The sequence below is a fragment of the Rufibacter tibetensis genome, assembly GCF_001310085.1.
In the GTDB taxonomy this organism is placed as follows: Bacteria; Bacteroidota; Bacteroidia; order Cytophagales; family Hymenobacteraceae; genus Nibribacter; species Nibribacter tibetensis.
The window spans coordinates 103,275-116,523 of sequence record NZ_CP012643.1; the positions used below are offsets into that span (position 1 = coordinate 103,275).

Sequence of the window (13,249 nt, forward strand, 5' to 3'; positions counted from 1 at the left end):
CGAAGATTGCAGAAATTTGACCTCGCATGTCACCTACTTTCTCAATTTCTCATTTACCTGATTTACCCGTCAAAGAAGCCCTGCCGCGGCTGGTCTCTTCTTTAGAAAACAGCTCCCGGGCAGTCTTGGAAGCGCCTCCGGGCGCAGGTAAAACCACCCTGGTTCCCTTAGCCTTGTTAGATACCTCATGGCGTAACGAGGGCAAAATCATCATGCTGGAACCCCGCCGGTTAGCGGCCCGGGCAGCAGCCCAGCGCATGTCTGACCTGCTGGGCGAGGAAGTGGGCCAGACGGTAGGCTATTGGGTGCGGATGGAGCACATTGTATCTGACATAACCAAGATAGAAGTAGTTACAGAAGGAATTCTAACCCGCTTGCTCCAGAGTGACCCAGGCTTGGAGGGAGTGGCTGCTATCATTTTTGACGAGTTTCACGAAAGGAGCCTGCAAGCCGATGTGGGGTTAGCCTTGGCCTTGGATGCGCAGGCGGTACTACGGCCTGACCTTCGGCTGTTGGTCATGAGTGCGACCTTAGATGCTACGTCTGTGGCTAATTGGCTGGAAGCTCCCGTGGTCAAAAGCGAAGGTCGGCAGTTCCCGGTAGAGACGCACTATCTCTCCCCCGCCGAGATGGCTTCGGCCGGACAAAGACCCGCCGAGCGTTTAACGAACCTTTTACCGAAATCCATCCGGAAAGCCCTGGAAGAAGAACCCGAAGGAGATGTGCTGGTCTTCTTACCCGGCATGGGCGAGATGCGTCGGGTGGCGCAGGCTCTGGAGGGAAAACTAGCCTCCACCATAGACCTTCACCTGCTGCACGGAGATCTGAACCTCACGCAACAACTTGCCGCCATCAGGCCTGCTCCCGCGGGAAGGCGCAAGATAGTATTGGCCACAAGCATTGCCGAAACCAGCTTAACCATTGAAGGCGTGAAAGTGGTCATTGATGGAGGATACTCCCGCGTGCCTAAATTCGTGCCCCGCATCGGGCTGACCACCCTGACGACCATTCCAGTTTCCAGAGCCGCCGCTGACCAGCGCCGAGGCCGGGCTGGCCGGTTGGGACCCGGCGTTTGTTACCGCATGTGGTCCTCCGCCGACCAACTGCAACTAGCCGACCGACAGACACCTGAAATATGTGAGGCAGATTTAACTGGTTTGGCCCTGGAGTTATCTATCTGGGGAGCTCAGGACCCGAATGATTTGAAGTGGCTGGATACGCCTCCCCCAGCAGCTTTGGGATTAGCCCGTGATCTTCTGATCCGGTTAGAAGCCCTTGATAAAACCGGAAAACCCACCGCCCACGGGAAAGCCTTAGCCGCGCTCGGACTTTCTCCCCGCTTAGGCCATTTGGTGGTGCGGGGGCATGCGTTAGGCCTGGGTACCACCGCCTGTGATTTAGCTGCCCTGCTTTCAGACCGCGATGTCTTAAAACCCATGCAGATTTCCTGGGCAGATCCGCTGCCGGACCTCACGCTACGGTTAGAAATACTAGACGGACATAACCCTCCAACGCCCGGCTACGTGGTAGATGCCAATACTGTCCGCAAAATCCGGGAGCAGGCCCAGAACCTGCGACAGCGCATCCGGGAGAAAAGAAGTCCCATCAACTTTGGCGCGGTGGGACTCTTAACCGCCCTGGCGTATCCTGACCGACTGGCCCAGCGGGAAACCTCCGGCCGCATTCGCCTCATTTCTGGTCAACGCGCCACCTTGCAGACGGAGCTGTTCGGCGAAGCGGAGTTCTACGCCATTGCCCACATGGAACTAGGGTCCAAACCCAGGGTATTGTCTGCGGCTCCGGTAAGTAAAGAAGAACTGCTCACCCACTTTGCGGGCCAACTGGAACGGGTAGAGGAAGTTCGGTATGATGCTTCCACGGAAAAGGTCATCGCCCGGCAGATTACCCGCATGGGGGCACTGACCCTGGAGGAAACCACCATTACGAACCCTAACCAGGAGTTGGTTGCCCAAGCCCTATTACAAGCTTTAAAAGAAAAAGGCATTGAACGGTTTCCCTGGTCAGAGGAAGCCCAAAAGACTTTAAAACGGCTGACGTTTCTCCACCAACTTTTTCCGGAACAATGGCCTGATGTCTCCGAAGAGGCTATGGACAATACCATGGAAGAATGGCTGTTACCGCATTTACTAGGTCTACGCACCCTGGAACAGGTAAGCAAACTTGACTTCAAGGAAATTCTTCTGGCTGATCTTTCCTGGGAGCAACGGCAGGAAATGGACCGCTTGGCTCCTTCGCACCTGGAGGTTCCCAGCGGCTCCCGGATTGGTGTGGATTATACAGACCCTGCTACTCCTGTATTGGCGGTTCGACTACAGGAAGTCTTCGGAATGCTGGACACGCCGAACGTTGGTGGTGGAAAGGTGCCAGTCCTGATGCATCTGCTCTCCCCTGCTTCCCGGCCTGTGCAAGTGACGCGGGACTTACGGAGTTTCTGGAGCACCGGGTATTTTGACGTCCGCAAAGACCTGAGGGGCCGCTACCCGAAACACCACTGGCCGGATGATCCACTCTCAGCGCCTCCCACCCGAGGAACTAAAAAGAGGCCTCAACCATGAGTCATCTTAGGCCAATTAGATAATTGGTTTGAATCGCCCTCAGTAAACTTCTGATACGAAGTTCATAGCTGGCAATTTCAACTGTCTTACCATCAAATAAAAGAGAGCTTTAAAGCTGTTTTCTTTAAACCAAGCTTAAAACAACAAAGGGAAAGCAAATGCTTTCCCTTTGTTGTTTTTGTAGATCAGCCGAATTACTTTCCAGCGTTTCTTACCTCAGCATTGGCACCTTCAGGGCGCTCTGGTCCGTCTTTTTCGCCGTCAGATCCTTTTACTTTTACCAGTTTGTTGTAAAGTCCTAATAGCAGGAAAGGAGCTGGCCACTGTCCGACGAACAGCGCTTCGTCATCCTTTTTCATGATTTTCAAGGTAGCCGACACCGCCATAGAGCCAAGTGCGGCCCATAGGAAAAGGTCAGAAGGTAACTTGGCAGTATACTCTTCAATACTACGAGCTACTGGTCCTTCTTTATGGTCTGGGTTGTAGTTATCAGCTGCTTCTTTGATGCTTGATGCGTCCATAGTTTTATTAGATTAAAATTTGTGGTACATGAGTATCAAAACGTAGGAAACATTTATAGGGTTTGATAAAATGCACAAGAAGTGGAGTAGAACTAATTATTAAAGTATAGGCCACTTAGCTGAAGGAAGGGGATATTGCTGATGTTACCTTATTGAACACTCAGTTCTTTGCAATCCCTTTTATAAGAAATGGTCATAGAACCTGGTAGGAGTTCATAAACAAGCCACGTGAAGAAAGGCATACTTCAATAGCCTCAAGTGGTGTTCACGTCTGAAACCAAAATGAATGCATTTCAAGAGATAAGATAATCCGCTTCAAATTTCAAGTCGTGATTTGAAGCCGTTTCACAAAAAACAGCTTCAAAAACCACAAGAAGTCACCAGCGTTATTTTTAGAACAGCTCCAGGGAAAGCTGGCTTGTTTGTGGCTTCTGTTTAGAAACGGCTTTCAGTTTTGGGGTATATACTGGAGCACTGGGGACAGCCACTGGTTCACCTTTTATATGATACACGGTTGTTTCTTCATAGCGGGAGGCAACCACCACTTGGGTAGTCTCGGCGTGGGCTGTAAACAACTCCTTTACCAGTTTAGGACAGTTATTGTCTTTGGAGAGGTGCCCTAACAGCACATGGCTCATAAAGGCGGGTTTATAAGCGGTGAACAGCGCCAGCGCTTGACGGTTTGAAAGGTGACCGTAGTTTCCTCTTATGCGCACTTTAAGGTGGTAAGGGTAATGGCCCTTGTCCAGCAGATCATCATCGTAGTTTGTTTCCAAGAACGCGGCATGGCATTGCTGAAACTGGTGGATGACGTGGTCACAAGGAGATCCTATATCGGTGAACACACCCACGTTGATGCCCATGCAGGAAATGATGAAGCTGTGCGGATCTGCGGCATCATGGAATTTTGGAAAACCAGAGATTGACAAGTTTCCTACCTGAATGGGATCGTACGCCTGAAATGGTCTGACCAACTGTCTATCTACTCCAACCCGCATGTTGCCCAACGTAGCCGTTGTGATATAAACCGGCAACTGGTACTTCTTGGCTAATACCGGAAGGCCTTTGATGTGATCAGAATGCTCATGAGAAATGAAAATGGCTTTCACCTTCTCCATGGAAAGCCCCTGCCGCTTCATCCGGGTCTCGGTTTCACGGCAAGATATGCCCGCATCTACCAATACTGCTTCCTCCTCATTGCCAATGTAATAGCAATTTCCGTTACTCCCCGACGCCACTGATGAAATGATCAACCCCATAGACTTACAAAATTAAGGTAAGTTTATTTGATTTTCCCTGCTCTTTTAAAAGCAATTCAAATTTTCAACAGAGCTTATTGATTAACATATTTTCTAAACTAAACACTATGGAGGATGAAATAAGATTTTACCTAATGGATTCAACTTCACTTAGCCTGAGAAGATCCGCGGGGAAGCAGGATTGGATCCAGGACTAAGCGTTCAGGGGTAGCACCGTAATAGTCTTTGGTCCCGATGAGCTTCAATAAAAGATGAGCCGTTTCCTCTCCCATCCTAATGGTTTGTTGGTCTACGGTAGAAAGCGAAGGCGTCACAAAAGCGCCGAAAGCCTCATTCGCGAAACCCATAATCCCTATTTCTTCCGGTACTTTCACGCCTTTTTCCAGCAGAACCTGCAGTGCCCCCATGGCCGTATAGTCCTCTGCCGCAAACACTGCATCAAACGGCACCTGCTGGTCTAATAACTGTTGCACAGAGGCTTTCCCAAAGTCCAAAGACAACTTGCCTTTGAAGATCATGTTTTCCTGCAGCGGTAGATTATACTTTTGCAGCGCATCATGGTAGCCCCTGTAACGCTCCTTGAAAATGGTCAGGTTTTGATCTGAGGTAAAGTGCGCGATGCTCTTGTAGCCCTGGCTGATTAAGTGCTCGGTGGCTACAAAGCCTGCCTGGTAGTCGTTGATGGTAACAGAAGGCACCGGTAAATCATTGATGGCCCGGTCGAAAAACAACAGCGGCACCTGACGTTTGCTGATCTGCTCATAAAACTCCCGTACTTCCACTTCACCAGACACTGAAGAGATAATGGCATCTACCCTGGACTGGAGAAACGTTTCAATACCCTTTTTCTCCTGTGAAAGCGACTCACCGGTTTGGTACAAGAGCATGCTGTATCCATTCTCATTCATCACCCGCTCAATGCCGTGCACCACAGAACTGAAGAAACTGGTGTCCAGACTAGGCACAATAATCCCGATGACGTTGGTCCGCCCCGACCGTAGAGAGGAAGCCAATTTGTTTTGCTGGTAATTCAATCGCTTGGCGGTCTCCAGCACAGCTACTTTGGTGGCTGCACTAATAGCGGGATGGTCATTCAAGGCCCGCGCTACCGTGGAGAACGTTACATCCAGTTCCCGGGCAATATCGTGTATAGTGGTTTTCTTCTGTTTCTCTGCCATGCTAGGATTTAGGCTCTACCTGCTCCTTTAAAAGTTCTTAAAGTTATTTAGAATACTTTGCTTTTTCAGCACCTTTTATAACAAAGCACTGCAAACCAGCAGGGTAAAAAGGAAGCTTTTACACAAGGTTGGAAATGGAGTTGAAAGTAAATACCTAACATTAAAAGAGTTAGATATTTGATGATTTAGTTCTTCTGAACATAAAATCAGTTCTTTTTACCAAAAAACGCCTCTTTTTAGGCTTAAAATTTTCTAATCTGGAAAATAAACCCTAAACTTATGCCAACGTTGGCACAAAGACTTATCTGATCTACACTCGTAAGAATGATTTATTCTTTGCCCACAGTCAGAATTGGTCTTTTAGTAACATAGCTTTATATGCTCTTATTAGGAATAGACGTAGGCACCTCCTCCATCAAAGCCTCAGTGGTAGACGCAGCCACCCAAAAGCCACTGGCTTCTGCCCAGTATCCCGAAACGGAATCCAAAATCAATTCGCTGCAGCAAGGTTGGGCCGAACAGTCCCCTGAAATGTGGTGGGAGCACGCCCAGAAAGCCATTCAGAAAGTAAATGCCACCGGCGCTTACAACCCACAAGACATTGGGGCCATTGGAATTGCCTACCAGATGCACGGGCTGGTGATTGTAGACCAGAACCAGGAAATGCTGCGTGAATCCATCATCTGGTGCGATAGCCGTGCCGTGCCATACGGCCAGAAAGCACTGGAGCACATTGGACAGGAACAAAGCCTTTCACGCCTGCTCAACTCACCGGGTAACTTCACTGCCGCCAAATTGGCCTGGGTGAAGGAAAACGAGCCCGAAACGTTCAGCAAAATCCACAAGATCATGCTGCCTGGCGATTACATTGCCATGAAGCTGACCGGCGAGATCACCACCAGTGTATCTGCCTTGTCAGAAGGGATCTTCTGGGATTTTCAGAAAGACGAGGTTTCCCAAGATGTGATGAACTTCTTCGGCTTCAGTCCTGACATCATTCCGGAGGTACGGCCTTTGTTTACTTCGCACGGGGAGGTAAAACCGGAGATTGCTTCTGCTCTGTCCTTGAAGGCAGGCATACCAGTAGCTTACAAATCTGGTGACCAACCCAACAATGCGCTTTCTTTGAACGTGCTGAACCCCGGTGAAGTAGCGGCTACGGCAGGTACTTCGGGTGTGATTTATGGGGTGAGCGACCAATTGGTGTATGACCCGCAATCCCGCGTGAACACTTTTGCGCACGTGAACTACACGCCAGATTCTAAGAGGGTAGGCGTGCTCATGAACATCAACGGTACGGGCATCATGAACAGCTGGATAAAGGAAAACATGGGGCAAGGCCTCTCCTATCCGCAAATGAACGAGGAAGCGTTGAAAACTCCGGTGGGCAGCAACGGGCTGCGCATCTTCCCTTTCGGAAATGGGGCCGAGCGCGTGTTCAACAACCGGATTATCGGGGCGCAGTTCCACAACCTGGATTTTAACCTACATACCAAAGCCCATATCTTCCGGGCAGTGCAGGAAGGCATTGCCTTTACGTTCCGCTACGGCTTAGACATCATGCGTGAAAACGGCATGAACCCTAGCGTCATCAGAGCAGGAAACGCGAACATGTTCCTGAGCGGACTGTTCTCTGAAGCTTTTGTGAATGCCACGGGCGTGCCAGTGGAATTGTACCAGAACGACGGTAGCGTAGGCGCTGCCTTAGGGGCCGGTATCGGCGCCAAAGCATTTGCCTCGGCGCAGGAAGCTTTTAGCCGTTTTGAACGATTAAGAGTGATTGAACCCACCCAGACCGAAATCTACGAAGCAGCTTACCAGGATTGGAAAGCTTTATTATTAAAACAACTGAGTAACTAATTTTTTTACCACCATACATCCAAAAATTATGGCAAATCTCACCTTAGGAGACAGAGAATACTTTAAAGGAATTGGACAAATTAAGTTTGAAGGTCCGGAGTCTGACAACCCATTGGCATACCGTTGGTATGATGAGAACCGCGTAGTAGCGGGCAAAACCTTGAAAGAGCATTTCAAGTTTTCAGTAGCCTACTGGCACTCGTTTAACGCTAACGGTACTGATCCATTTGGAGGTCCTACCTTGAACTTCGCCTGGGACGAAAGTTCAGACGTGATCACACGCGCCAAAGCCAAAATGGATGCTGCGTTTGAGTTCATCACCAAATTAGGTTTGCCGTATTACTGCTTCCACGATGTAGACGTGGTAGACTATGGCAATGACATCAATGAAAACGACCGTCGCCTGCAAACGATGGTGGAATATGCCAAGCAGAAGCAAGCCGAAAGCGGCGTGAAATTGCTTTGGGGAACTGCCAATGTCTTCTCACACGAGCGTTACATGAACGGAGCCTCTACTAACCCAGATTTCCATGTGTTGGCCCATGCGGCAGCGCAGGTGAAAGGTGCTTTAGATGCTACTATTGCCTTAGGTGGCGAAAACTATGTGTTCTGGGGAGGTCGCGAAGGTTATATGACCTTGTTGAACACCAACATGAAACGTGAGCAAGAGCACTTAGCTCGCTTCCTGCACTCGGCGAAAGATTACGCCCGGGCGCAAGGCTTCAAAGGTACCTTCTTCATTGAGCCTAAGCCAATGGAGCCAACCAAACACCAGTATGACTATGACTGCGCTACCGTGATCGGGTTCCTGCGTCAGCATGACTTATTGGGGGATTTCAAAATCAACATCGAGGTAAACCACGCTACTTTGGCGGGCCACACCTTCCAGCACGAGTTACAAGTTGCCGCTGATGCCGGTGTACTGGGTTCTGTAGATGCTAACCGTGGTGATTACCAAAACGGCTGGGATACGGACCAGTTCCCGAATAACCTGAACGAACTGACTGAGTCCATGCTGATTTTCTTAGAGGCCGGTGGCTTGCAAGGTGGTGGTGTGAACTTTGACGCAAAAATCAGAAGAAACTCTACTGACCCAGCTGACTTGTTCTACGCCCACATTGGCGGTGCCGATACTTTCGCCCGTGCGTTGATCACGGCCGATAACATCCTGCAAAATTCAGACTATCGTCAAATCCGTCAGAACCGCTATGCGTCTTTTGACAGCGGCAAAGGCCAGGAATTTGAGCAAGGTAAACTGAAATTGGAAGACCTGCGCGCGTACGCCATAGAGCAAGGGGAGCCAACCCTACAAAGCGGTCGTCAGGAGTACCTGGAGAACTTAATCAATCGGTTTATCTAAGCAAATCAAGGGATCTTACTCCTTTCCCAGTAACATATGATAAAGAACAATAAAGAAACAGCGGGGCAGAACCTACCATATATTGCTGGGATAACCTTGATTGCCACCTTAGGGGGGTTACTCTTTGGGTACGATACAGCCGTTATCTCTGGCGCCGAAAAATCAGTTCAGGCGTATTTGATCACGGGTCAGGGGCTTAGTACTTGGGTGCATGGGGTTACCATTTCCAGTGCCCTTATTGGCTGTATCCTTGGGGGTGCCGTTTCAGGGGTCTTTTCCTCCAGAATGGGCCGGAAGAAGACGCTGATTATTGCGGCAATTCTGTTCTTGCTTTCGGCCTTGGGGTCTGGGTATCCGGAGTTCCTGTTCTTTGAAGAGGGCAACCCTACCATGGGGCTCCTGTACATGTTCAACTTTTACCGGATCATTGGGGGGATAGGCGTTGGGTTAGCCTCTGCCGTTTGCCCGGTCTACATTGGAGAACTTGCCCCAGCCAACCTAAGAGGCAGGCTGGTTTCTTTGAACCAGTTTGCTATCATCTTTGGTATGCTGGTAGTGTACTTTGTGAACTGGGGAATTTCTAACGGGCAATCACCCGAATGGCTGAACGAGATTGGCTGGAGGTATATGTTTCTTTCTGAAGCAATTCCAGCCGCTCTGTTCGGGATTCTGATGTTTTTCGTTCCAGAATCGCCCAGATATCTGAGCATGGTAAACAGAGACGAAGAGGCCTTGCAAATTCTGACCAAAGTAAACGGTCCGGATACTGCCAGAAGAATCTTCAGTGACATCAAGAACACGGTGGAGCATCATTCAAGCAACCTATGGTCTTACGGAAAAACGGTGATCTTCATTGGTATCCTTCTTTCTGTTTTCCAACAGTTTGTGGGTATCAATGTGGCGCTCTATTACGCTCCCAGAATCTTTGAAAGCATGGGAGCCGGTAAAGATGCTTCCATGCTGCAAACTGTGGTGATGGGGTTAGTGAACGTATTCTTTACGGTACTGGCCATCTTAACTGTTGACCGGTGGGGAAGAAAACCTTTGCTGATGGTAGGTTCCATAGGCATGGCCATTGGTATGTTTGCCATCTCAGCGCTTTCCTATTATGAAATCATAGGCATCAGCACGCTGGTGTTTATTATCATCTACACCGCTTCATTTATGATGTCCTGGGGACCCATCTGCTGGGTGTTGATCTCAGAAATTTTCCCTAACAAGATCAGGGGGAAAGCCGTGGCAGTTGCGGTGGCCGCTCAGTGGGCAGCCAACTACTTCATCTCGGCTACTTATCCTTCCATGATGGAATACAGTGGTGCGGTTACTTATGGCTTCTACGGGGTCATGAGTGTGCTGTCTCTCTTATTTGTCTGGAAAATGATTCCAGAAACAAAAGGAAGATCCCTAGAAGATCTGGAAGCCCTTTGGCTTCCAGATTCTGAAGTACCTACAGAAAAAGCTTCCTTGGTTTCTAACCACTAAAATTTTACTTCATGTGATTAAAACCGAATGGCTGTCTCTTTTGGAGGCAGCCATTTTCTTTTTTCGGTACAGAATGGGTTTATGTTTTAGAAATAAAAAAGAATTTGTCCGGTGGTTTCTAAGCTACTTTCCAGATTTTGCTTCAAAAACCCTCTATACTCCAACAAAAAAATCAGGCCCTGAAAGAACCTGATTTTTATTTGTTTTACGTGCCTTTTACAAAAAATAAGCAGGAAATAGGTAAGAAGCAGATTACGCCTGCTCCTGCATGATCTCTTTCATCTTCTCAGCATCTGCTACGAACTTAGCTAAGCCGCTGGCAGTAAGTGGGTGCGTCAAAAGACCCAGGATTGGCTCTAATGGGCAGGTACAAACGTGTGCACCGGCTTCCGCACACTTCACGATGTGCATAGAGCTACGAATAGAAGCCGCCAGAATTTGAGTTTCATATCCTTGAATGGCATAAATGCTAGCGATTTGCTCAATCAGTTGAACCCCATCCCAACCAATGTCATCCACGCGGCCCAAAAAAGGAGACACGTAGGTGGCACCTGCTTTGGCGGCCAGAATGGCTTGTCCGGCTGAGAACACCAGGGTACAGTTGGTTTTGATTCCTTTATCAGTGAAATACTTGATGGCTTTCAGGCCGTCTTTGATCATAGGTACTTTCACCACAATGTTCGGGTGCAGGGCCGCCAAGGTGTTCCCCTCCTCTATCATAGAGTCGAAATCAGTAGAAAGCACCTCGGCACTGATGTCACCGTCTACAATTTCACAGATAGCTTTATAGTGGTCAAGGGTAGCTTGCACGCCTCTGATGTTCTCCTTGGCCATTAATGATGGATTGGTGGTTACACCGTCCAAAATGCCCAAGTCGTGGGCTTCTTTGATGTGGGCCAGGTTGGCCGTGTCAATGAAAAATTTCATAGCAAATGGGTTATTGGTTTTTCTTTATAGGTTCACCAAAACTGTTGGCGAGCACTTCAGTTTAGAAGATTGATCTTGAAGTTAAATATAAATGTATTTTTGACAATTATAATCAACTATCTGAAACTAACCTCTTACTAATTCTTAGTTGGTGGTGTTATACGCTTTTTGGCCCTTGGTAGAGGTCTCAAAAACAGAATCATTTCCGGTATAGTCAAACCAATCAAAGGTGGCCTTGTTGGTGGACGGCTGCCCATTAGATGTAGCATATAATCCCAAGACTACACCTACAAATCCACCGGCTACCCGCGTGCTCAGGTACTCACCGTCTACTTTATCTTTTAACAGTTGCCATTTGCCTTTCTGAGTTGCATAGTAAAAAGCGTAAGCACCTCCATTGAATTCAATTTTAAGGAAAAGTGGGTTTTTGCTCTCCTTTTTAGATAAGGCCTTGTGAGCTAAAACCTTTTTATCAGCATCCAATAGCTGCACTACGGGTTCGTTGCCTTTCATGGTCTTGCCTAAAGCATAATAATGTTCACTGTTATGGAAAGCCACCAAGCCGGCAAACTCATTCTCCTTTTGAGGAATAAACTCCAGTTGGGTACTGGCGCTTCCGGTAACGTGCTGCTGCCTGCGGGCGATGAACGAAGGATTATCTTTCTTTGAGAATCTTTCCGGACGAACATCCAATGTCAGTTTTCCCTTGGGATTTCTTAAACTGTACCATTGGGACCGCGGCGTTCTCAGTTGCAGCCAGTACATGGGCAAAGTGCCCTCTTTGAAATCTTCACGGTAGGTGAAATTGCCAGATAGCGGAAATGCAGGTTTTTTCTGCGCAGGAAGGTTAGGTACAGGGTACGAGTACTGTACCAGGTCATGGTCTGGGTTTATGATAGGCCAGTTGTCTTTCCAGGTGACTGGAGCCAGGAAAGTCTCACGCCCGGTGTTATAATGATCACCGGCTCCATCATACGGCCGGGTAGCTAGGAAAACAGCCCACCAATCACCATTCTGGGTTTGCACCAGATCTGCATGGCCCGTGGCTGAAACCGGATTAGGACGAGTTGCAGGTAAATGACGCTGGGTTAAGATAGGGTTCTTTTCATAAGGCACGTAAGGGCCGGTAGCTGATTTACTGCGCAGGATTACTTCAGAGTGGTTAACACTTGTTCCACCCTCAGCAGCCATGAGGTAGTAAAAGTCTTTCTCTTTGTAGATGTGCGGTCCCTCAATCCAGACTGGTTTTTTAGAAATGTCCACTCCCCCGTTCACCAACAGATGCTGCGCCCCTATGGTCTTCATGGTTTTCACATCAAACTCATACATCCGAATGGTGCGGTGGCCGTCGTATTGCGGCTTGTTATCCGGCGCATCTGAGTTGTAGATAATGTACGATTTCCCGTTCTCGTCGTGAAACAGCGAGGGGTCTATTCCATTCACATTCGGAAGCCAGTGCGGAGTAGACCAAGGCCCCGCAGGATTAGTGGCTCTCACCACGAAGTTACCACCTTTATCAATGAGCGTGGTTACCATGTAAAACGTGCCGTCTTTGTACGAAATGGTGGGTGCAAAAATCCCCCGGGAAACGTCATGGCCATCCAAGTTCAACTGCTCTGGTCGGTTCAGAATATTCCCTATCTGCTTCCAGTTCACCAGGTCTTTGCTGTGGAAGATGGGAACGCCCGGAAAGTACGCAAACGTGGAGCTGATGAGGTAATAGTCCTCCCCCACTCTGCAGATACTTGGGTCTGGGTAAAAACCAGGTAAAATAGGGTTTTGAAACGTTTGCTTCTGCTGGGCTACTGCTACTGGACTTGCTCCCAGAAGAACCATAAGCAAGACCATTACTGCTATGATTCTCTTGTTCAGGAGCAACAGAGAATATCTTTTATTTAACATAAGTAATACACTGAAAACATATTTTCTTTTTAAAGGCTCTTTTTGGAAAAGAGATGTTTAAACAGATTTGGTGATCCTCTATCAGCCCCGCTAGTGAAGTATTATGACTTACTCGCTCTTGTCTGCATTCACTTTTTAATCCCCTTAAACTGTTTCAGGCCTGCTTTCTGGAAAACAGGCCTGA

General features: G+C 48.4%; 9 protein-coding genes. 4 read left to right on the top strand and 5 right to left on the bottom strand.

The window, feature by feature from the left end:
- Positions 1-26 precede the first annotated feature (26 nt).
- A complete protein-coding gene (gene hrpB, locus DC20_RS00430) occupies positions 27-2,576 on the top strand; it encodes an ATP-dependent helicase HrpB (protein ID WP_062542027.1) in 2,550 nt (849 codons plus the stop codon).
- 194 nt (positions 2,577-2,770) lie between these two features.
- Here hrpB and DC20_RS00435 read toward each other — a convergent pair whose 3' ends face one another.
- The 3 genes from DC20_RS00435 to DC20_RS00445 all read right to left on the bottom strand — a co-directional run bounded on the left by DC20_RS00435 (position 2,771) and on the right by DC20_RS00445 (position 5,534).
- Positions 2,771-3,097: a hypothetical protein gene (locus DC20_RS00435; protein ID WP_062542028.1), complete on the bottom strand. Its 327-nt coding sequence runs from the start codon at positions 3,095-3,097 to the stop codon at positions 2,771-2,773.
- A gap of 392 nt (positions 3,098-3,489) precedes the next feature.
- A complete protein-coding gene (locus DC20_RS00440) occupies positions 3,490-4,356 on the bottom strand; it encodes an MBL fold metallo-hydrolase (protein ID WP_071885343.1) in 867 nt (288 codons plus the stop codon).
- 146 nt (positions 4,357-4,502) lie between these two features.
- Complete coding sequence (locus DC20_RS00445) at positions 4,503-5,534, bottom strand: LacI family DNA-binding transcriptional regulator (RefSeq protein WP_062542029.1); 1,032 nt, start codon at positions 5,532-5,534, stop codon at positions 4,503-4,505.
- Positions 5,535-5,912: 378 nt separating this feature from the next.
- Here DC20_RS00445 and DC20_RS00450 point away from each other — a divergent pair, with 378 nt between their 5' ends.
- Genes DC20_RS00450 through xylE form a run of 3 tightly spaced genes read left to right on the top strand, consistent with a single transcriptional unit; the run spans position 5,913 to position 10,236 of the window.
- On the top strand, positions 5,913-7,394 hold the full coding sequence (locus DC20_RS00450) for a xylulokinase (RefSeq protein ID WP_062542030.1): 1,482 nt from the start codon (positions 5,913-5,915) through the stop codon (positions 7,392-7,394).
- 28 nt (positions 7,395-7,422) lie between these two features.
- On the top strand, positions 7,423-8,754 hold the full coding sequence (xylA, locus tag DC20_RS00455; protein ID WP_062542031.1) for a xylose isomerase: 1,332 nt from the start codon (positions 7,423-7,425) through the stop codon (positions 8,752-8,754).
- Positions 8,755-8,790: 36 nt separating this feature from the next.
- The gene (gene xylE, locus DC20_RS00460) at positions 8,791-10,236 is read left to right on the top strand and encodes a D-xylose transporter XylE (protein WP_062542032.1); all 1,446 of its coding nucleotides are present in this window, start codon (positions 8,791-8,793) and stop codon (positions 10,234-10,236) included.
- Positions 10,237-10,488: 252 nt separating this feature from the next.
- Here xylE and fsa read toward each other — a convergent pair whose 3' ends face one another.
- Complete coding sequence (fsa, locus tag DC20_RS00465; RefSeq protein ID WP_062542033.1) at positions 10,489-11,163, bottom strand: fructose-6-phosphate aldolase; 675 nt, start codon at positions 11,161-11,163, stop codon at positions 10,489-10,491.
- Between the two features lie 144 nt (positions 11,164-11,307).
- Positions 11,308-13,065: a glycoside hydrolase family 43 protein gene (locus tag DC20_RS00470; protein ID WP_083470193.1), complete on the bottom strand. Its 1,758-nt coding sequence runs from the start codon at positions 13,063-13,065 to the stop codon at positions 11,308-11,310.
- Positions 13,066-13,249 lie beyond the last annotated feature (184 nt).